Raw genomic sequence first — 20247 nt, forward strand, 5'->3', positions numbered from 1 at the left:
TCGGCCGTCGAACGTGTCTGTGAGCCACTAGTTCTTCGAACCGTGAGTATTATCGTGGGTCGCTCGCGCGTCTAGGACGATGCGTGGGAGACGGTTAGCTACGACGGAAGAACTTGTTGCGATAGTGAGTCCGGCCGAAGAGAGTGAAGCGGCCGTTCAGCGACTCGAGACGTGGGCCGACGACAACGGCCTGGGACTACAGACGGTCGACGTCGGGGACGACATCGACGACGTCTACGCTCCCGACAGCGAGACGCTGGGCGTGACGGTCGGCGGCGACGGCACTTTTCTCGAGGGGATCAAACAGTTCTCACCGAGAAACGTGCCGATCCTGGGGGTCAACACTGGGACACTTGCCTTCCTCGTCCGGGTCGACGTCGACGACCTCGAGGCGGCGCTGACGGAGGTCGTCCAGGGACGGGCGACGATCGACGAGCGCCAGCAGGTCGCCGTCGAGGCCAACGGCCTCGAAGCGACGGGGATCAACGACGTCATGGTCAAGAACGTTCGGCCAGAGAACCCGATCGATCGAAAGATCACGAAACTCGACGTGTTCGCCGACGGCCAGTACGTCGGCGAGTACGACGGCACTGGCCTTGCGATCGCGACGCCGACGGGGTCGACCGGTATCTCGCTGTCCGCGAACGGGCCGGTCCACAACCCGACGAACAACTCGTGTCTGCAGATCGTCCCGTTGCACACTCACCGGATGGGGGTTCGGCCGCTGATCGTCAGCGAGAACACGGAGATTCGTATCGTCTGTTCCGAGGAGACGGACCTACTGGTCGACGGCGGCCGGTTTCACGAACAACTCGAGACCGACGACGTCATCACCGTTACGGGTGCCAAAAGCACTGCGAACGTCGTGCGAACGAGTTACGACGACGACTTCTTCACGGCGATCAGCGAGTTGCTGGGCTGGGGGGCACGTGACACGGCGGGGAAATCCATTCCGCCGACCATCTCGAGCGAGAGCGAGCCGGATTCTTTCGAGGAACGGGCGTGTGAACTCGCAAAGGAGGCCGTCCGGAGCGTCAGGAATCCGCTCAGGAACCTCCACGGAAAAGTCGAGAAAGAGCGGTACAAGACCGACGCGTCGGACGTCATCACGGAGGCCGACTACCTTTCGGAGAACATCATCACGACTGCCATCGAGAACGAGTATCCCGCCCACACGATCCTGACCGAGGAGGGAGTCCACACCGAGACCGGCAGCGAGTACACCTGGCTGATCGACCCCCTCGACGGCACCGGGAACTACGCCAACGGCAACCCCAACTACGCCGTCTCGCTCGCCCTGCTGGAAAACGACGAGCCAATCGTCGGCGTCGTCTACGCACCCGAGACGGACGAACTCTGGAGCGCGATCGCCGGCGAGGGTGCCTACAAGAACGGGGTGCCGGTCACGGTGACCGACCGGAACGCCCTCGAGGAGAGCATGCTGATGTCCGGCTACGATCCCGAAGGGACTTTCCTCTCGTACTTCTACGACGGCACGCGTGGCGTCCGACGACTGGGATCGGCTGCGCTCCACCTTTGCTATCTCGCCAACGGGAGCGCCGACGCAGTCTGGGAGTACGACACCTATCCCTGGGACGTCGCGGCGGGGATCGTCATCGCGCGGGAAGCGGGGGCGTCCGTGACCGACTCGAGTGGGACGCCGTTCGAAGTGTACGGCGAAAAGGATCGACAGGAACTCGTCGCGTCGAACGGGCACATTCACGACGACCTGACGACGCGACTCCGTGACAACGAACACCTCTACAACACGGTCGACAACTGATTCCGTCGCAACTGTCGACCGATGGGAAGAACCGGCCCACACGACCGGGTTCGATCCGGCAGTGCAGGCTTTGCCCCGTTCGACAGACGAGATCCGAGCACACTGCGGTTCGAGATTTCGGGGACCACGGTGGAGGGTGTGGGTCCATTGTGAACTGAACCGAAAGACTGGATTCGAACCCGTTACCAGCGACTGGGAACGATCACTTCCGCCTTTTTATTTAGGCTAGCCTAAATCATCTATGGGGAAGATAGCGAAAACCGTGGCGGGACTCGAGAAGTCGTGTACTCCGGCACCGCTGGCGTTCAGTTGGTACACCCGGTTTTACCGGTCCGTCGTCGACAGAGAGATAGAACTCGCAGATATCGACGCGGAAGATCGGATTCTCAACGTCGGATGTGGGGGGATGCCGTTTACGACTGCCTTACTCGCGAAACGAACTGGCGCAACCGTCTACGCTCTCGATCACGATCCCGCGGTCGTCCAGGAGGCACGACGGAACCTCGAGCGTGCCGGTGTCGCAAACGAAGTTGAAATCGTCGTCGGAGACGGACGGGACGTTCTCGGCGATGGGTCCAGACTTCCCGAGTCGTGCTCGGTCGCAGTCGTCGCTTTGCAGGCCGAACCGAAAGACGAGATCCTGCACCAGTACCGAAATACGACCGATGGCCCCGAACGAGTCGTCGTGCGCCAACCGCGCGCGCTCGTCGCCGGCGACTACGATCGGGTAACCGACTGTGAGGATCGAACTGGGGCCGTCAGACATCGGATGCCGACCTTCGACCGGTCGCTATTGTTCGGCTCGGCATGAAGCGTAACGTGGCGCTCTGGGCGCTTGGCTGTGGGGTTCTCGTCCTCCTGGTCGTCGCTGCCGGCTGGTCGGAGCTACGCGCTGGCGTCGCTCACGCCCAGGGTCGCATCATGGTCGGGCTCCTGGCGCTTCAGGTGCTCACGCTCGGGCTGATCGCCTACCAGTGGCAGTTCGTACTCCGGCGGGCCGACGTCGACCTTCACTATCGAGAGGTGCTCGCAGTCACGCTCGCGGGTGGGTTCGTAGAGAGCGTGACGCCGTCGTCGAAACTGGGTGGGGAAGCCGCCAAAGTGTACCTGTTTCGGCGGTTGAGCGGAGCGGAGTACGGAACGCTGTCGTCGGCGTTGCTGGTACACAAGTTCGTCTCCCTGCTCCCGTTTTTCGGACTCTGTCTCCTCTTTGCCACCGTCGGTCTGCTGAGACTGGAACTCGCGCTCCCGTCGTCCGCACTGCTGGCCATCGGCGCTACTGGTGCTTTGGCCGGCATCGTGGGAGGAACGCTCGTGCTGATGCGGACAGAGCAGTTTCCGGGCACGCTCCCCGGTTTCGGCCGTATCGACCTGCCAACCTGGGTCGGGCAGCGTGTCGGTGACGCGATAGCGTTCGCTCGGGACGCCGTTGTGGGAGCGACGACGGTGCTTTCGCCGTGGGAACGGCGCTGGCTCTACGGGATCTCACTCGTCGTCTGGGGTCTGTACCCGATCAAGATCTACGTCGTCGCGCTCATGCTCGGGCTAGACGTGAGTCTCTTCCTCGCGACGATCGGGACGGGACTCGCGTATCTCGCCAGTATCGTGCCGTTTTCGCCGGGCGGACTCGGTTCGTTCGAAGGCGTGCTTGCAGGCGTCTTCGTCGCTGGTGGGACGACGTTCGCCGACGGGATGGCGGTCTCGGTGCTGTCACGACTCGTCACGTTCTGGTTCCCGCTCGTGGTGTCTGCGCTCGCGACGGCGTGGCTACTCGGTTCCGACTATCGACTGTCGCCCGACGACCTCGGGCTTCCGTCGCTTTCCGACCGACTCCGAAAGTGACAATGATCAGCGGAAGTCCACGGATTCATACGGTTTGTTGTCCGTATCAGTCCTGTCCCTTACCCCACAAGTCTCAGAAGTTTAGTCGGGGTGAGGACGTCAACCCGCCACACCCCGAACTGCGGACTGTTCCGCTGCAAGAAGCGCGAGTAGTATTTAAACGCGGCATATGAGGGGATGGCGTTGCTGAATTACTAACTGGTGGGAATCGGATTTTCACTTTACTTTAGGAGGGCCTAAAATCAGACACGAGTCACTCTTCCATGTTGGCATCGCAAGCGTACGAGGGGGGCCAGAAACAGGAAACTGGTGAACGACCGACCGAACAAGTGGGTGGAAAACGGTCTCACGATGGACGTCTGGAAGCCGAAGAGTCCGATCCGCCGTCACGCACGTTGTCGACGAGCAATGCGATACTACAGCGGTTCGAGCGACTCGATGGGGTCTCACAGACGTTCGGCGACCTCTACTCTCGACTCTTCTACGAACACGTCGTCGAGCGGGAACTCGGTATCGCCGATCCGGACGAGCAAGCGACCGTACTCCAGATCGGTTGCGGGCCGCTCCCGATGACGGCGATCACCCTCGCCGAACGAGGATACGACGTCGTCGCAGTCGACATCGATCCGGACGCCGTCGGGGCTGCTCGCGACGCAATCAGCGAGCGGGAGCTAACCGACAAGATCGACATCGTCGTCAGCGACGGCTGCACGATCGATACGTCCGGATTCGACGTCATCTGGCTGGCGTTTCACGTCGCTCCCCGGTCCGAACTCGTCGACTCGACGGTGTCGAGTCTCGAGCCCGACCAGACGCTCGTCTACCGCCGTCCCCGGAGTTGGGCTCGAGCGATCTTCCCGTCTGACTCGCCACCGATACCGGACGACGTCTCGCTCGAAACGGTCACCCAGCGATTCGGGAAAGAGAGCGTTGTCGTCTGTCACGATCCCGGCAACTGTGCGGACTGTGACGACGCGGCCGACTGTCCAGCATCGGACGAAACGCCGGCGAGGACCGATTCGGAACTCGTTGCCGACGCGGAGTCGGCCGGACCGACGCTCGACTCGCTACAGATCGGCGAACGGGCGACCATCAGAACAGTTCCCGACCACGACTTGTTGCCCTCGCTCGGTGTTCGACCGGGCAAGGACGTTCGCCTCGAGACTGGACAGGCGTTCAACGGCCCACTCGTGGTGACGGTCGATGAGCGAACCGTCGCACTCGATCGAACGCTGGCCGGCCGAATTCGTCTCGAATCGACGCCGCAGGGCCGGACAGAGCCGACGCCGACCGACGGATTCTGAATGAATGTCGAACGATTCCACGGATGCCGATGCTGAACGTCCCCGCGTCGCACTGATCGGGCCGCCGAACGTCGGCAAGAGCGTGCTGTTCAACGCGTTGACTGGACTCGACGCCGGCGTCGCCAACTACTCCGGGACGACCGTCGAGTACAAGCGGGGGAGTGCCAGGTTTCGCGACCACGAGACGACGCTCGTCGACGTTCCCGGAACGTACTCGCTTGCGGCGACCAACGAGGCCGAACAACTCGCCGTCGATATGCTCGAGGGTGAGTGTGACCTCGTCATCTGCGTGCTGGACGCGGTCAACCTGGAGAACAGTCTGCATCTCTTGCTCGAGGTGCTCGAGTACGACATTCCAGTCGTCGTCGCGATCAATCGAGTCGACCTCCTCGAGAAGGAAGGCAAACGGCTGCGTCCGAACTACCTTGCTTCTGCTCTCGGTCTGCCCGTCGTTCCGACAATCGCGACGATCGGCAAGGGGTTCGACGACCTCGTCGCTGCAACCGCAGCGACGCTTGCGGACTCTTCTCATGCCGGCCCACGACAGCACGTGGCCGGAGCTGGTCTCGCCGAGGAAAGCGATGGCGACGAAAACCCGACCGCTGGCGAGGAACCGGACGGCGTGAGAGAAGCCGAAACGATTCCACCGCTCGAAAGCAGAGTCGACGACGGCCCGAGCTGGGAGCGAGCGGGAGAACTCTGTACAGAGGTCGTCGTCGAAGACGACGAACCGACAGCGCACGAACCCGGCTACCTGGAACGGTGGAGTGATCACCTAGTCAAACCGTGGCCTGGCCTGCCAGTTGCGGGACTCGTCCTGGTCGGGACGTTCGCACTGGTCGTCGGCGTCGGGATGGGGATCAGGCAGTATCTGATGATCCCGTTCTTCGAGGGGTTGGTATTTCCCCAGATCGAGAGTGCCGTCCAGGCAGTGACGGCACCCGGATTTTATCGGGACGTACTCATCGGCGACTACGGGTTCCTCATCAAAGGCCTCGAGTGGCCGTTCGCGCTGGTGTTGCCCTACGTCGTTTCGTTTTACTTCGCACTGAGTCTGCTAGAGGACAGTGGATACCTGCCGCGCCTGGCAGTGCTGCTCGATGGCCTGTTCGAACGGATGGGGCTGGCTGGAAGCAACGTCGTCCCCCTGTTGTTGGGGTATGGCTGTGCCATTCCCGGTATTACGGCGACGAGAGCGACGTCCAACAGCGAAAAGCAGCGGCTGACGATGATGTTGATGATCACGCTCGCAGTGCCGTGTGTCGCCCAGACCGGCGCGTTCATTGCGTTGCTGGCCGAGGCAACCGTTTTACTGGTCGTCGCGGTCTTTGTGGTCTCGTTTGCGGCACTCGGCCTCGCAGGGCTGGTTCTCGACGCCACGCTGGAGGGGACTCGACAGCCGACCGTCGCCGACGTTCCACCGCTTTTGATGCCACCAGTCCGTCAAACGTACCGCAAAGTCTGGATGCGGTTGAAACAGTTCGTCTCCGGTGGCGCGCTCCACATGGTCTACGCTATCGGCTTCGCGTCTGTCCTGTACGAACTCGGCGTACTGGAAGTCGCCAGCCAGTATCTGGAACCGCTCGTCGTCGGCTGGCTCAACCTGCCGGCAGAGGCTTCGACGCCACTGATCCTCGGAATCGTCAGGCGAGAACTGACCGTCCTTCCACTGCTCGAGATGGACCTCGCGATGGGACAGCTGTTCGTCGGAGCTGTCGTCGGCCTGTTCTACGTCCCCTGTATCGCGGTGTTTGCCACCGTCGCCCAGGAGTTCTCGCTTCGTGCTGCCGGCCTGGTCCTCGTGATGACGATGGCCGTGTCGTTCTTCGTCGGCGGCCTGTTCGCCCAACTTTTCGTGGTGTTTTGATCGCGCTTTCGACGCGCTCACCGCTCTCGACTCGCACGCGACATCGTCAGAAAGCGACGAACTCGAGTGCGAACGCGCTACTGACGGCGGCTTCGGCTTCGAGAACGCTAGGGCCGTGTGACGGGCAACGAGAGGAGCTGCTGGCGCTGTCGCTACCGAAAGCCAGGCACGACCGGTCGGGGAGAGCGGTCGTCTGCGACGCGGCCACCGTCCGTCAGGCATCTGCGCTGTGGCCAGTGTCTCCTGTCGGCTGGAAATCAGCCACAGTATCATATTCCCCGCGACTGTAGCTGCCACCACTATGACCGACAAGACGACGTCCGCGTCGTTCGAGCAGGTCGCCGACGTTCCAGCCGAGGCTCCGACGCTGATCGAAGGACTGCCCGGCCACGGTCTCGTCGCGTCGATCGCCGTTGACCAGATCACGACACAGCTCGACCTCGAGCACTACGGCAACGTCGCCGCCGACGAGTTTCCGCCCGTCGTCACGTTCGAGGACGGGCTCGTTCAGGATCTGGTCCGCGTCTACGCCGGCCCAGAGCCGGCCGTGATGACCCTCGAGAGTGACCTCGCGCTTCCCGAGCCAGCGTACGAGCCGCTCTCGAAGTGCGTTCTCGAGGAACTGGCCGACGATTTTAGCCGGGCGATATTTCTCGCGGGTGCGCCGGCCCAGTCCGAAGAACGGATCGGTGACGTTTCCGGTGTCGCGACGACCGACGCGATCAGAGACGACCTCGACGAGGCCGGCATCACGGTTCCGGAGGATCGGGGCGTGGTCGGCGGTATCACGGGCTCGCTCGTCCGCGAGTGCTACCAGGCGGATATCCCCGCCGCGTTGCTGATCGTCCGCTCGCATCCGTATCTGCCGGACCCACACGCGGCAAAATCCGTGATCGAAAACGCACTCGAGCCTCTCGTCGAGTTCGACATCGAGACGGCGGCGCTCGACGAGCAGGCCGAGGAGATCCAACAGCAGATGCAACAGGTCGCCCAGCAATACCAGCAGATGACCGAAGACCAACAACAACAGCAACAGCAGCCGACCCAGACGGGAATGTTCCAGTAACTCCCGACGGCTGTTTCGAGAGAATCGCCGAGGAGATGTCCGCTCGAGATCGACGGGACGAGTGGACGAGCGACCGGCCGTTCGTGGTCGCGACCGACTGCTCGTCTGTCATCCCTCGAGCGGGTCCGGTGATCACGTTCCTGGGGTCCAGTCACACGCGATCGGCCGCGGGTTCGAACTGTGAGAGACGGAGACAGCTGGTGACACGCAGCGAGTGGAAACTCACCCCTTCAGCAGTGAGAGGATGTCAATCCGGCAGACCGGCTGTAACGGACCGCCGGAGTCGTCAATCGTCTGCGGGCGCGAACGGTTTCTCCTCGGTCGCGAGCAGGCGATCGAGCGCATCGACCATCGCGTCGACACTTGCACGTGTGATATCGGCCTCACTACGAGCGACCGTGACCGACCGGTCGTCACGGCCCATCGTCACCTCGACGGTGACGACCGCGTCGGTCCCGCCAGTGACGGCGTCGACGTGGTAGGACTCGAGTTCGGCGTCGGCTCGTGAACCGATCGCCTCGCGGATCGCAGAGACGGCCGCGTCGACGGGGCCGGAGCCGGTGCCGCTTGCGACTCGCTGTTCGCCGTCGACCTCGAGACGGACGCTGGCTGTCGGAACGGCTCCGCCGCTGGTCGCCTGCACGTCGAGCAGGTCGACCATCCGTTCACGGTCGTCGCCGGTGACGTCTTCCGCGATCGCAAGCAGGTCGGCGTCGGTCACCCGACGGCCGCGGTCCCCGAGTTCCGTCACGCGCGCCGCGATCTCGGCGACCGCGTCGTCGGTCGCCTCGACACCGTGTTCCGCGAGCGTCGCTTCGACGCCCGCTCGACCGGTGTGTTTCCCAAGCGCGAGTCGCCGTTCTCGACCGACCGTCTCTGGTGCGTAGGGTTCGTACATCTTGTCGTCTTTGAGCGTGCCGTCCGTGTGGATGCCGCTCTCGTGGGTGAAGGCGTTCTCGCCGACGACGGCCTTGTTCGGCGGCAACTGGACGCCCGTCGCCCGCGAAACAGTCTGGGCGAGGTCGTACAGTTCCTCGAGATCGACGGTATCGATGTCGTAAACGTGTGAGAGGGCGATTGCGACTTCCTCGAGTGCGACGTTGCCGGCGCGTTCGCCAAGCCCGTCGACCGTACAGTGGATCAGGTCGGCACCTGCGGCGACGGCCGCGAGCGCGTTGGCGACGCCCAGGCCGAGGTCGTCGTGGGTGTGGGCGCTGACCGGCCCGAGTTCGGCGAGTCGGGAGACTGCTTTCGCGGTGTGTTCCGGTCCCGTGTGGCCGACCGTGTCGGCGAAGCAAAATCGGTCTGCGCCGGCGTCGAGCGCGGTTTCCGCCAGTTCCGCGAGGTAGTCGAGGTCGGCCCGCGAGCCGTCCTCACCGATGACCTCGACCCACAGGTCGTGATCCGTGGCGTACTCGACGAGTTCGGCCGTCGTCACCAGGTTGTCCCCGAGAGACGTGCCGACTTTCCCCTCGACGTGGCGGTCGCTCGAGGGGACGACGATGTGGACGCCGTCGACGTCACACTCGAGTGCGAGGTCGACGTCGCCCGTGAGCCCCCGGCAGAAACTCGTCACGCGGGCCTCGAGGTCGAGGTCGGTGACCCGCGAGATGGCCCGGCGTTCGCCGGTGCCGGTGCAGGCGCTGCCGGCCTCGATGGTCGAGACGCCGGCACGCTCGAGTGCGCGGGCGATTTCGACTTTTTCGTCGGGCGAGAGCGAGACGCCGGGGGCCTGTTCGCCGTCACGAAGCGTCGTATCGAGAATGCGGACTGTACGGTCGGATGGAATCATCTGTTCGGCCGGTTGATCGACAGGCAAGAATGGCGAACTGCGACTACGTTCGTCGCGGAATTTCGCGCCCAGCCGGGTCGCCCCGACTTCCTCTATCCTCGTCAGGCATGGAATCTCGTGCCATCGTACCACGTCCTACCGTACCACCGCTACTTAACTCCACTCCTCGAGGCGGAGTTTGCGACGCTGCGTTCCGAGACATCAGCTCTCTTCTATGAAGAGCCGGTCTCCGGGTTCGATATCGTTCGCGGTTCCAGCCGGAAGTTCGACGAGCATGTCGGCTTCGGCGCGAGCGAGACCGAGCCACGGACGAAGCCGCTCGACTCGCTGTACCTCGCCGTCGACGACCCAGACGGCGTCGATCGGGAAGAAGACGAAAAGCATGTGAACGTCACGCGTGCTCGCGCCGTCGAACCGGAAGACGAGCGCCGAGTCGTCGGAGAAAGACCGGCGGAACATCAACCCGCGAGCCTGACTGACGATCGAATCGGCGAGTTCGACGCTCGTTGCCAGAACCGACGAAGCGCCCCCTGCCGGCTTGTGTCGTAACCGCACGACCTCGAGTCGATACTGGAAGGTGAAAAATCTCTCGTCCGCGCACGGATCAGTTCGCGCCGACGACCAGGTCGACCGTCGCGTCCGACCCAGCATCGGTCTCGAACCGATCGAGTACGTCCGAGAGTGCCGTCGCCTGCTGGCCCAGTTCGTCGGCTGACGCCAGAACCGACGAGAGCGCAGCCGTCTGCTCTTTGGCGGCCCCAGCCACGGTCTCTGCCTCGGCGGTCGTCGTCTCGGCGATCGTCGCAACCTCGTCGACGATCGCGACGACGCCCTGTGTGGAGGCTGCCTGCTGTTCGGTCGAGGACGAGATCTCCCTGACGCCGTCGGTGGTCTCGGCCGCATAGTCGGCGATCTCGTCGAGCGAATCCATCACGTCGGTAACGAGCTGGTCAACGCGGTCGATCTCCTCGCTCGTCCGGTCGACCGCCGTTGCCGACCGGTCGGTCTGTTCCTGCACTGCTTCGAGCCGATCGCTGATTTGTTCGGCAGCCTTCTTGACGTCCTGTGACAGTTCCGTGACCTCGGCCGCGACCGTGCTGAAGCCGTCGGTGTCGCTCCCACCCGCGGAGCGTGAAGCCTCGATGTTGGCGTTGAGTGCCAGCACGTTCGTCTGCTCGGCGATTGCCGCGATCGTCTCGGTCAGGTCGTCGATCCGATCGACCTGCCGCTGGAGATCGTCGAACTCCTCGACCGCCGACCGATACTCCGACTCGAGGTCGTCGCAGGCTTCGATCGCTGCCCACGCGGCCGCTCGCCCCTCTCGAGTCGTCTCCGTCGTTTGCTCTGCAATGTCGACGACATCGTTGGAAGACGCGGCGATCCGTTCGGTCGTCTGTGCGAGCGTGGCCATCCGGGAATCGACGAGCTGTAGCGCCTGGTACTGGCGATTCGCTCCCTGGGATATCTCCTGGATCGACTCGCTGACTTCCTGGTTCGCCGTCCTGACTTCCTCACTCGAGTCTGTGACGTCTGCGCTCGTTGCAACGACGTCGGTTGCGAACCCGTCGAGCCTGCAGACCGTCGCTTCGATCCCATCGAGCATCGCGTTGAACCCTTCGGCGATCGCTCGCATCGACTCGGTTTTCCCCCTCGGCTCTATTCTGACGGTCAGCTCTCCGTTGGCCGCCGACTGCATCCGTTCGCTGTAGTCGGCTGCAATTCGCTTCAGTCGCCCGTTCTCGCGCTCGAGCGAATCGAGTTCGGCTCTCGCCGCCGCTCGCTGACGCTCGAGATCCCGGAGCCGTGCTTCGTACTGGGTACACACCGAGCCGACCTCGTCGGAGAGGCGGCCGACGGCGTCGATTCGCTCCGACTCGATCTCGACCGTGGGGTCGCCCGCTTCTATCCGCTCGATGCTGTCGGCGAGTCGATCGATCGACTGCTCGGTGGCACGGCCGAGCGCGGCCCCTACGAGTCCGATCGTGAGCGCACCGCCGACGATAGCGACGAGTCCGTACGCCGCCGTCTCGGTCGGTCCGACACCGTCGACGACGACGGTGGCGGCGAGTCCAGCCGTTCCGAGAGCGAGCGCAGCCAAGAACAAGACGAGTCCGTACGTGAGTGTGTAGCTGCGCCTGACGAACGCCGGGGCGAGAGAGCGACGTGTCCCGATCATGATCCAGAGTGTCTGTCCCCTCACGGCGATATTTCAAAAGGCTTTCCTTAAAAACAACTACTCGTTCGGAGTACGTATCGTGTGCCGCGGGTCGGTGCATTCAACACGATACGCCGCTATCGAAGGCGACATGGAGAAGACGCCCGGGGGAACGCCGGTCGGGGTCGACGATCCCTACGAGTTCGCGGGCGTCTGCGACCACCTCACTGGCGACGGTGACTGTCGGTACGCACTCGAGTACGCCGAACACGACCCCGAGTTCGCCCGCGAGCGTGCCCAGGAAGAGTACGCGTGTCCCGTCGGCGACCCCGAATGCGAGGAGACCTGGGCCGACTGTCCGCACTTTCGCTCTCGGAACCGCGACCGCGAGTGTGCTCGCTGTGACCTCGAGGAAAAGCGGATGGCCCACGACGACGAGCGGCCGCTGCTCGAGGAACATCACCTCTCGTACGCTCGAGATGGCGAGACACTTTCCCACGAGATCACGGTCTCTCTCTGTCGGTGGTGTCACTCGAAGGTCCATAACTCGTGGGCGCGGATCACCGACGACGCCACACCCGAACCGGACGCGATCGCAGAACTCGAGGGCCGACGCAGCCGCGAACGCGATGAACTGGGTTTTACGTCGGCCGCGGATTGGTACGACCGCGAGGGCGACAATCAGGGAACGACCGACGAGTAACGGTTTTCTGTACGCTTTTCGCACGATTTTGCACCTGGTCGACTACTCGGTCGAGTGTGCACTATCCGAAAACGCCGGCCATCGATCGCCGATACACCCGGAATCAGTCGATGATGTCGCCGATGCGGCGCGGTTCGCCCTGCAGGTTCGGCTGCTCGGCGACGATCTTCAGCACCTCGTGGTCGGTGACGTCGTAATAGGACTTTTCGGTCGCTTCCTCGATGAGGTCCTGCTCGAGGCGGAATTCGGTGCCTTCGTAGACAACATCGACGCCTTCGTCGTCGAACGCGAGCGTGGTCATAGCCGTCCATACGAGGTAGGATATTAAAAGCGGGATGGCTGAGCGGCGGGGCACTCGAGAGAGGGAGGAAGAGGGGAGGGTGTATTTTCGACGGCGAGCCGGCAGACACTCCTCGAGTGGGTTTCCGGGTGAGCGGCACCTGCGAGCCACGTACCGGGTGTGGAGGCGAACTCGCGTTGTGACGCGACTGGACGGGTGGCCGGTCGGTAGTCGGGAGTCGACAGTTGCCACAGACGCCCGTACGCCGTCCGTCAGACGCCGGACGAGGTTTCTTATCGGGGGATCACGTTGGATAGAACTGTGCCGTTCAGCAGGGATCCGCTCGACGAACTCGTCGTTCCGGACGGGACGGAAGTGAAAGAGGTCGCCGTCGAGACCGACGGGGATGTCCTCGTCGGGAGCCGTGCGACGATCGATTTCGGCGTCCGTGGCCGGAACGTTCTGGCCGGTGAGAGCGTCGCCGTCGGTGGCGAGATCGAAGCCGAGGAAGACTGTCGGCTCGACATGTGGTGTGACGTCGAAGAGAACGTCCTCGTCGGTAAAGACGCCTACATCGGTGAACGCGTCCACATCGGTGGCGAACTAAAAGTCGCCGGTGACTTAGATATCGGCGACGATGTCGACATCGAACGCGGGTTCGAGGCCAACGGCTGGATCGTCATCCGGAACCCGATGCCGACGATCGTTCTCCTGTTTGTCTATCTCAAGCATCTGCTTCTGATCGGCGAGGAAGACACCGCACAGCGGCTCATCTCGGAACTCGTCGACGAGGACGAACTGGAAGGGCCCGCGACCGATCCGTTCGTCGTCCCGCCGAACGCGACGCTGTCCGACGACGCCTGGCGCGTCTCGACGCCCGCGACGATCGGCTCGAACTGTCGGCTCCACGGCAACGTGCGCGCCGAGACACTCGAGGTCGGCGACGAGTGCAACGTCTTCGGAAGCCTGCGTGCCCGCAGCGACATCTCCATCGGGGAGGGAACCCGGATTCACGGCGACCTGACTACTCGCGACGGCGACGTCGTCGTCGGATCGGGTGCACGCGTGCTCGGCGATGTCTCCTGTGAAAATCTGGCTCTCGAGCCAGGTTCGGAGGTCGACGGGACGATCCGGGCGGATGGCGAGGTGACGATGGGGACGACCGAGCGCGAACTGGAGTGAACGGCCGGACACACCGGGTACGGGTACGACGAACAACAGGTAGACGGTCTTTCAGGCGCTTTCTTGGCGGTGTTTCTATTGGCGATTTTCACCCCCAGTATTAATACTCACAGTTACGATAGGGAAAGACAGGCATGGTGTTTGAGAACATACACGTCGGACGAGGGTATCCATGCGATCGATCGTACTGACGAAAGGCGTTCCCGACTTCTCGGAGGGCGCAGTGTCGTTCGACGAGGACGGCCACCTCGAGAGAGGGAAGACGCCGACGGTGATGAACCCGAACGACGCGTTCGCGCTCGAGGCAGCCCTGCAGACCAGGGTTCGCCACGGCGGTCACGTCACTGGGATGAGCATGGGGCCGCCGGGATACGCCGACGTCTTGCAGGAGGCGATGGAGTCGGTCTACACCGACGACAGCTATCTGCTCTCGGACCGCGAACTGGCCGCCTCGGACACGTGGGCGACGTCGATCACGCTGAGTGCTGGCCTCGAGAAGTACCAGGAGGAGGTCGGGGAGATCGACCTCGTCTTTGCGGGGTTCAAGTCTGCAGACGGGGAGACTGGCCAGACCGGCCCTCAAACTGCCTGGGCGATGGAGTGGTCGATCGTCACGCACGTGATCGCCCTCGAGATCGATCCCGACGAGCGTCGGCTGCGGGCGAAACGGCTCGTCGAGGGCGACGTCGACGAGATCGAGACGGTCGAGGCCCCGTTGCCCTGTTTCGTCGTCACCGATCCGGAGTTCGAGCCGACCTACCGGAAGGCCTCACACCGGCTGACCCACAAACAGCTCCGAAAAGAGACCCAAAAGCGGGCAGCCGAACACGAGAAACACCTGACGACGTGGGATCACGTCGACTTGAATCTCGACCCCGACTACATCGGACTCGACGGCTCGCCGACGATCGTCTCGTCGGTCGATCCGATTCCGAAGGCACCGTCCGAACGGGACGCCACGATGATCGATCCCGACGAGGACGACATGAGCGACGTACTCGAGGAGATGCAACCGTTTGCCGCCGGCGCTGGCACGGAGGCAGGTGAGTGACCATGACCATCGATCCGGACGAACACACTGTCGACGAACTCGAGGAAGAGCTCGAAACGATCGACGACGAGGATACTCTCCAGTCGGTCATGGAGGCAGAGCAGGCGGGACGGGACCGCAAGACTGCCCGTGAAGCGATCCACCGCCGGCTGGAAGCGGTCGGCGCAGTCGAAGGCGAGAGCGAAGAACTCGAAGGCGACACCGAGACCGAAGGTGAGTACGAGGAGACGAAAGAGACGGTCGGCGAGCAAGCGGAGGGAGAGGAGGTCGAAGAGGTAGACGCGGATTCCAAGGACGAACCAGCGAACGGGGAGGAAGACGAACAAAAAGCGGAGTCCGAAGAGGAAGACGACGGACTCTCCCACCCGACCCGCGACAAGAGACACGTCCGTGCGCTGGAAGACGGCCACTACGAGGACATGTGGGTCTTCTGTGAGACCCAGGGCGGCGAATTGCTCGACATCTCGAAGGAGATGCTGGGGAAGGCCCGGCGGCTCATGGACGACTTTGCCGAAGAGAACGTCGTCGCCTTTCTGATGGGTGACGACTGCGAGGGACTGGCCGAGGAGTGTATCGCCTACGGCGCAGACGTCGCAGTCTACCACGACGACGAGCGACTCGAGCGGTTCCTGCACAAGCCCTACACCGAAATCTCGGCGCACATGGCTCGCGGCGAGGGACCGGTCGAGAGTACGGACTGGCGCAATTACGACGAACCACGCTACGCCCTCTTCCCGGCGACGAACAACGGCCGGGACCTCTCGGCGAAAGTACAGGCCGAACTCGACTCCGGGCTCGCCTCCGACTGTTCGGATCTGTTCATCGAGGCAAACGAGGTCTCGAACCCCGTCAAGACCGGCGAACCCGGCGTCAAGAAGACCTTCGAGAAGGTCCTTCACATGAAACGACCCGACTTCTCCGGGTTCGAGTACTCGACGATTCTCTGTCTCGACAATCCCGGACGAGAGTTCCACCCACAAGGCGCGTCCGTCATTCCGGGCAGTTTCGACCCCATCGAGCCGGACTACGAACGGGACGGACTGGTCGTCGAACACGAGATGGACCTCGAGGACGACTGGTTCTGCGTCGAGATCACCGAGTCCGACCAGCTCGAGGCCGGAATCGACCTCACGGGCCACGAGGTGATCGTCTGTCTCGGCCGCGGCATCGCGGACGATCCCACCGAGGGGATGGAACTCGGCCTCGACCTCGTCGACGCCTTCGAGGACGCCGAACTGGGCATCACGCGGGGAATCGTCACCTCGTCGTATCAGTTCGAGGGCCACGTCGAGGAGTACTCGAAAGAAGAGCGCCAGATCGGTGAGACTGGCCAGGTCGTCGCTCCGGATCTCTACGTCGCCGCGGGCGTCTCCGGCGCGGTCCAGCACAAGGTCGGGATGGACGAGTCCGACACTATCGTCGCAATCAACACGGACACCGACGCTCGCATCCGGGACTTCTCGGATTACTTCCTGGAGGGCGACCTGTTCGAGGTGCTCCCGCAGCTATCGGAGGCAATCGAGGCCGGCGAGACCGAACTCGAGGCGATCGCAGACGGCAGCGGCGCGGATGCAGACGCAAACGAAAGCGACGGTGAGACGCGATGAGCGCCGATGTGAATGACCGCGAACACTACGAGGCGGTTGTCGTCGGCTGTGGACCCGGTGGGGCCGCGGCCGCGGCGCGACTCGCAGCGCACGACGTCGAGACACTCGTACTCGAACGGGGAACGGAGGCAGGTTCGAAGAACGTCTCCGGCGGACTGATCTACGCCGAAAACTCCGCGCCGTACACGATCGACGATCTCTTCGACGGCTTCCGCGAGGAGGCAACCGAACGGCCCGCGACGGACTACCGGATTCACAACGTCGCGGGCAACAGCGTCAAGACCTACGACCTCACCGATCTCCACGAACACGACACCGACTGGTGTGACGCCGTCCTCCGGCGAAAGATGGACTCGTGGCTCCAGCGACGCGTCCACGAGAAGACCAGCGAGACGGGTGGCGGCGTCCTGACGAACGTCTGCGTCGACAGTCTCCTCCGAGAGAACGGCGAAATCGTCGGCGTCACCTGCGACGACCTCGATCCGATCGAAGCGGATATGATCGTCGCGGCCGACGGCGTCAACTCCGAACTCGCCCGCGACGCGGGGCTGATGGACTGGGAGGAACCCGAAGAGTGGTTCCAGGGTGTCAAGGCAGTCGTCGATATGGAGCCCGACGTCATCGACGACCGGTTCGACCTGGAACCAGACGAGGGCGTCGCCCACCTCTTCTCGGGCGATCTGTTCGAAGACGTCCGTGGCGGCGGCTTCCTCTACACCAACGAGGACTCGCTGTCTATCGGGACCGTCTTTCACCTCGACAGCCTCGTCGAACAGCAGGCCGAACCCCACGAACTGCTCGACGCTCTGCTGACCCACCCGATGATGGCCCAGTGGCTCGGCGACGAGTACGAAGAACGCGAGTACGCAGCGAAACTCGTCCCCGACTCGAAGAAGGTGGCCCACCCCGAACCCTACCGGGACAGACTCGTCCTCGTCGGCGACGCCGCCGGCCAGATGCAGGCACAGGGACCGATCATCAAGGGGATGAACCACGCCGTCACCGCCGGCGCACTGGCGGCCGACGCCTTCGCCGTCACGCGAGGTAACGCCGACCCCGAAGCCGCGGGACGTCGGTACGCCAAGCTGCTCGCGGACTCGGGCACGATGGACAAACTCCGTCCCCGGCGGTACGAACTCGCCCGGGCGGTCGGCGAGCGCGACGCCGTCACGACCGCCGTCGAACGCGTCCTCGAGTCGCCCGTCGGTTCGCTCGCGCTCGGGAATCCGATCGCGGATCGGCTCCTGCAGCGGGCGTTCAACTCACCGTTCCTGCTGGCGATGCTCCCCGACACGAAGACGGGCTACGTGACGATTCCGTCTATCATCGGCGAGGAACACGGCCGTACCATCCGGTGGGAAACCGGTATCGAACCGCCGAGCCTCGAAGAACGGATCGGCGACCTCACCTACGACACGGACGTCGGCAACCCCCACATCGAACTGCAAGACGAGTCCGACGAGGCAAGCGGGACGGCGGTCTACGCCTGCCCGGTCAGCGCAGAGGACTTCGGCGGCGGCTGCTACCGCTCGGAGGCGGTCAAACGAAACGGCACGACGGAGACGGTCGTCAGTCTCGACACCCAGCCCTGCGTCGAGTGTGGCACCTGTGCGATCGTCGCCGACACCGACTGGGAACACCCACGCGGCGGCAAGGGCGTCGAGTACCGGGAGGGCTGACGTGAGCCGATACGGCCCCCGAATCGCTGCCCTCGAGCGGCGTGCCGAACGCGACCGGGTCCGACTCGAGGACAGCGACGAGGAGCCGCAAGTCGAGGAACCGGCGGCCTACCTCCGTGAGGGTGCCGGACGGGCGATCTGGCTCTACGTCGAGGGTCGAACCGGCGGTCGGATGGTGCCGTTCTCGGCAGCCGAACTCGCAGCCCTCGAGCGGGCGATGAACGCCTGGTTCGAGTGTTACGCGCTGTGTCACGGCATCGAGATTGACGCGGTGTTTACGATCCGCGACGCGGCGGAGCTATTGCTCGAGACGCACAACGTCATCGAGACGGCTCAGCTACTCCTTGGCGTCCCGAAGCACAACCCGTCAAATGGCGGAGGCAGATACGGACCGGGCGGTCAGTAGATGAGTTCGTCGTCGTTTTCGACCATGTACAGCGTCCGAGCCGCGATGTTGACCGCGTGATCGCCGACGCGCTCTAGGTCACGAACTGTAAGCAAGAGCCGCGAGACATCCTGGAGAAGCCGTTCCGCCTCGTCCGGCGAATCGAGCTCCCGGTCGATCAAGTCTCGAACGACGATGCCGCTGGCGCGTTCTGCGACCGCGTCGAGATCGTCGTCCCGCTTGGAGATTTCCCGACAACTGTCGGTGTTCTCGGTGTCGTAGGCAGTCATAGCGTCTTCGACCATCTCGAGGGTCATCTCCCCCATCGACTGGATGTCGACGTCCGGGTAGAGATCTCGCTTGGCCTCGAGGGTGTACTCACCGAGGTTGACCGCGAGGTCGCCGATCCGTTCTAAGTCGGTGATGATCTTGAACGACGCCGCAATGAACCGGAGGTCACTGGCGACCGGCTGCTGGAGCGCAAACAGTTCGATACACTGCTGTTCCAAGTCGAGATACAGCTGGTTGATCTCGCTGTCGCCCGTGATTACCTCGCGTGCGAGTTCTTCGTCTTTCCGCTCGAGTGCGTCGAGACCCATCCGGAACCGTTCCATGACGACCTCGCTCATGTAGAGGACGTCCTCGCGGAGTTCCGCGAGTTGTTCCTGATACGATTTTCTGGCCATGATCCACCAACCATTCCGTGCAGAAATATAGCTTGTGCTCATTCGGGCGGCCAGACTAAAGCTCCGCGCCTATCGTGTCGGTCGATCTCACCGAGAAGGCGTCATACGGTTTGCTGTCCGTCATTTCCGGTGTAACCGCAGGAGGGCGCGTGGTCGCGCCGGTAGATCGGTACAGCAGTCCGTATCAATCGAGGAGTTGCCCGCGTCGTGACCGATCGTGTGACTAAGTCCCACTCCGACGTTCGACGGCTCCGGTGACGGAAAGATCAGTCGAAACTGTTGAGTTACCCCTGGTAAACTACCCCTCCCTACTCGCTCACGGCTGACGCCGTTCGCTCCTTGAAGGAAGCGTGAGACTGTACTGATCAAGATAACTTTTGCAAATATGGACTGAGGAACTGGTCGATCCAGGTCTTGGCGAATCCAAGTCGATCAGTAAGAGTGTTGAGACGACGGCGAGCGAGAGTGTGGAACGCGCTCTCGCTCGCCACGACGATTGGTGAAGCATTCCGCGAGTACTTTCAGACCTGCTCGATTGGGTTGAGATACGGTGAGACGACCGGGAGGATCTTCTCTTTCGATTGCTCTTCACGGAATGTCAAAACACTCTCCTTGAGCGTTCGAGCTACCTACGGCCGAAGCCGTGGCAGTCAGCGTGGACTCCCGGGAGAAAGACGGCAAGCGGCGCAAGCACGAACCAACTCACGGTCGGTCGCGCTCGTCGCTGCCTTGACGGGACGGACGGGAAAGTTCCCGCGACAGCGCGGCCGCGGCCACGGCACCAGTCACCCGAACGAACGTCCGATCACCCGACGTGTGAACACCTGGCTACCCTCGCAACTCGTCCGGCGACACATCGCAGTGA

Annotated in this window: 17 protein-coding genes and 1 pseudogene; 12 read left to right on the top strand and 6 right to left on the bottom strand. The window is 63.2% G+C overall.

Annotation, left to right across the window (positions count from 1 at the left end):
• Positions 1 to 79: 79 nt before the first annotated feature.
• From NATGR_RS01575 to NATGR_RS01600, 6 genes are all read left to right on the top strand, one after another.
• Entirely contained in the window at positions 80 to 1783 is a 1704-nt protein-coding gene (locus tag NATGR_RS01575) for an NAD(+)/NADH kinase (RefSeq protein WP_015233222.1), read from the top strand.
• Between the two features lie 241 nt (positions 1784 to 2024).
• Complete coding sequence (locus tag NATGR_RS01580; RefSeq protein ID WP_005580175.1) at positions 2025 to 2594, top strand: methyltransferase domain-containing protein; 570 nt, start codon at positions 2025 to 2027, stop codon at positions 2592 to 2594.
• A complete protein-coding gene (locus NATGR_RS01585) occupies positions 2591 to 3625 on the top strand; it encodes a lysylphosphatidylglycerol synthase transmembrane domain-containing protein (RefSeq protein WP_005580176.1) in 1035 nt (344 codons plus the stop codon). The genes NATGR_RS01580 and NATGR_RS01585 overlap by 4 nt, the downstream gene beginning before the upstream one ends.
• 263 nt (positions 3626 to 3888) lie before the next feature.
• Positions 3889 to 4929, top strand: a complete 1041-nt coding sequence (locus tag NATGR_RS01590) for a FeoA domain-containing protein (RefSeq protein ID WP_005580177.1) — start codon at positions 3889 to 3891, stop codon at positions 4927 to 4929.
• Between the two features lie 4 nt (positions 4930 to 4933).
• Complete coding sequence (locus NATGR_RS01595) at positions 4934 to 6796, top strand: ferrous iron transporter B (protein WP_005580178.1); 1863 nt, start codon at positions 4934 to 4936, stop codon at positions 6794 to 6796.
• A gap of 301 nt (positions 6797 to 7097) precedes the next feature.
• Positions 7098 to 7862 (top strand): proteasome assembly chaperone family protein, encoded by a 765-nt coding sequence (locus NATGR_RS01600; RefSeq protein WP_005580179.1) that lies wholly within the window; start codon positions 7098 to 7100, stop codon positions 7860 to 7862.
• 286 nt (positions 7863 to 8148) lie between these two features.
• Here NATGR_RS01600 and NATGR_RS01605 read toward each other — a convergent pair whose 3' ends face one another.
• The 3 genes from NATGR_RS01605 to NATGR_RS01615 form a co-directional block, all read right to left on the bottom strand.
• The gene (locus NATGR_RS01605) at positions 8149 to 9654 is read right to left on the bottom strand and encodes a 2-isopropylmalate synthase (RefSeq protein ID WP_005580180.1); all 1506 of its coding nucleotides are present in this window, start codon (positions 9652 to 9654) and stop codon (positions 8149 to 8151) included.
• 201 nt (positions 9655 to 9855) lie between these two features.
• Positions 9856 to 10209 carry a DUF192 domain-containing protein gene (locus tag NATGR_RS01610; RefSeq protein ID WP_015233223.1) on the bottom strand — a complete coding sequence of 118 codons (354 nt, stop codon included), beginning with the start codon at positions 10207 to 10209 and terminating at the stop codon, positions 9856 to 9858.
• A gap of 49 nt (positions 10210 to 10258) precedes the next feature.
• Positions 10259 to 11854, bottom strand: coding sequence for a methyl-accepting chemotaxis protein (locus NATGR_RS01615; RefSeq protein WP_231990808.1), 1596 nt, complete (start codon positions 11852 to 11854; stop codon positions 10259 to 10261).
• Positions 11855 to 11960: 106 nt separating this feature from the next.
• On the opposite strand from NATGR_RS01615, the gene NATGR_RS01620 reads away from it, so the two are divergent.
• Positions 11961 to 12512: a DUF7097 family protein gene (locus tag NATGR_RS01620; RefSeq protein ID WP_005580183.1), complete on the top strand. Its 552-nt coding sequence runs from the start codon at positions 11961 to 11963 to the stop codon at positions 12510 to 12512.
• Between the two features lie 103 nt (positions 12513 to 12615).
• Here NATGR_RS01620 and NATGR_RS01625 read toward each other — a convergent pair whose 3' ends face one another.
• Positions 12616 to 12813, bottom strand: coding sequence for a DUF5800 family protein (locus tag NATGR_RS01625; protein WP_005580184.1), 198 nt, complete (start codon positions 12811 to 12813; stop codon positions 12616 to 12618).
• A gap of 300 nt (positions 12814 to 13113) precedes the next feature.
• Between NATGR_RS01625 and NATGR_RS01630 the strand changes: the two genes are divergently transcribed.
• The 5 genes from NATGR_RS01630 (at position 13114) to NATGR_RS01650 (ending at position 18717) form a co-directional block, all read left to right on the top strand.
• Positions 13114 to 13974 carry a polymer-forming cytoskeletal protein gene (locus tag NATGR_RS01630; RefSeq protein ID WP_005580185.1) on the top strand — a complete coding sequence of 287 codons (861 nt, stop codon included), beginning with the start codon at positions 13114 to 13116 and terminating at the stop codon, positions 13972 to 13974.
• A 172-nt stretch (positions 13975 to 14146) separates the two neighbouring features.
• A complete protein-coding gene (locus NATGR_RS01635) occupies positions 14147 to 15025 on the top strand; it encodes an electron transfer flavoprotein subunit beta/FixA family protein (RefSeq protein ID WP_005580186.1) in 879 nt (292 codons plus the stop codon).
• A 2-nt stretch (positions 15026 to 15027) separates the two neighbouring features.
• On the top strand, positions 15028 to 16632 hold the full coding sequence (locus NATGR_RS01640; protein WP_005580188.1) for an electron transfer flavoprotein subunit alpha/FixB family protein: 1605 nt from the start codon (positions 15028 to 15030) through the stop codon (positions 16630 to 16632).
• Positions 16629 to 18311 carry an FAD-dependent monooxygenase gene (locus NATGR_RS01645; RefSeq protein ID WP_005580190.1) on the top strand — a complete coding sequence of 561 codons (1683 nt, stop codon included), beginning with the start codon at positions 16629 to 16631 and terminating at the stop codon, positions 18309 to 18311. Before NATGR_RS01640 ends, NATGR_RS01645 begins: the two co-directional genes overlap by 4 nt.
• A gap of 1 nt (position 18312) precedes the next feature.
• Positions 18313 to 18717, top strand: a complete 405-nt coding sequence (locus NATGR_RS01650; protein ID WP_005580191.1) for a hypothetical protein — start codon at positions 18313 to 18315, stop codon at positions 18715 to 18717.
• Here the strand turns inward: NATGR_RS01650 and phoU are convergent.
• Together phoU and NATGR_RS19160 are read right to left on the bottom strand one after the other, a co-directional pair.
• On the bottom strand, positions 18711 to 19382 hold the full coding sequence (gene phoU, locus NATGR_RS01655; RefSeq protein WP_005580192.1) for a phosphate signaling complex protein PhoU: 672 nt from the start codon (positions 19380 to 19382) through the stop codon (positions 18711 to 18713). The two genes, NATGR_RS01650 and phoU, sit on opposite strands and share 7 nt — an antisense overlap.
• A gap of 365 nt (positions 19383 to 19747) precedes the next feature.
• Positions 19748 to 19993: pseudogene (locus NATGR_RS19160) on the bottom strand (IS630 family transposase); the annotation flags it as partial.
• Positions 19994 to 20247 lie beyond the last annotated feature (254 nt).

The organism is Natronobacterium gregoryi SP2, assembly GCF_000230715.2.
Lineage (GTDB): Archaea > Halobacteriota > Halobacteria > Halobacteriales > Natrialbaceae > Natronobacterium > Natronobacterium gregoryi.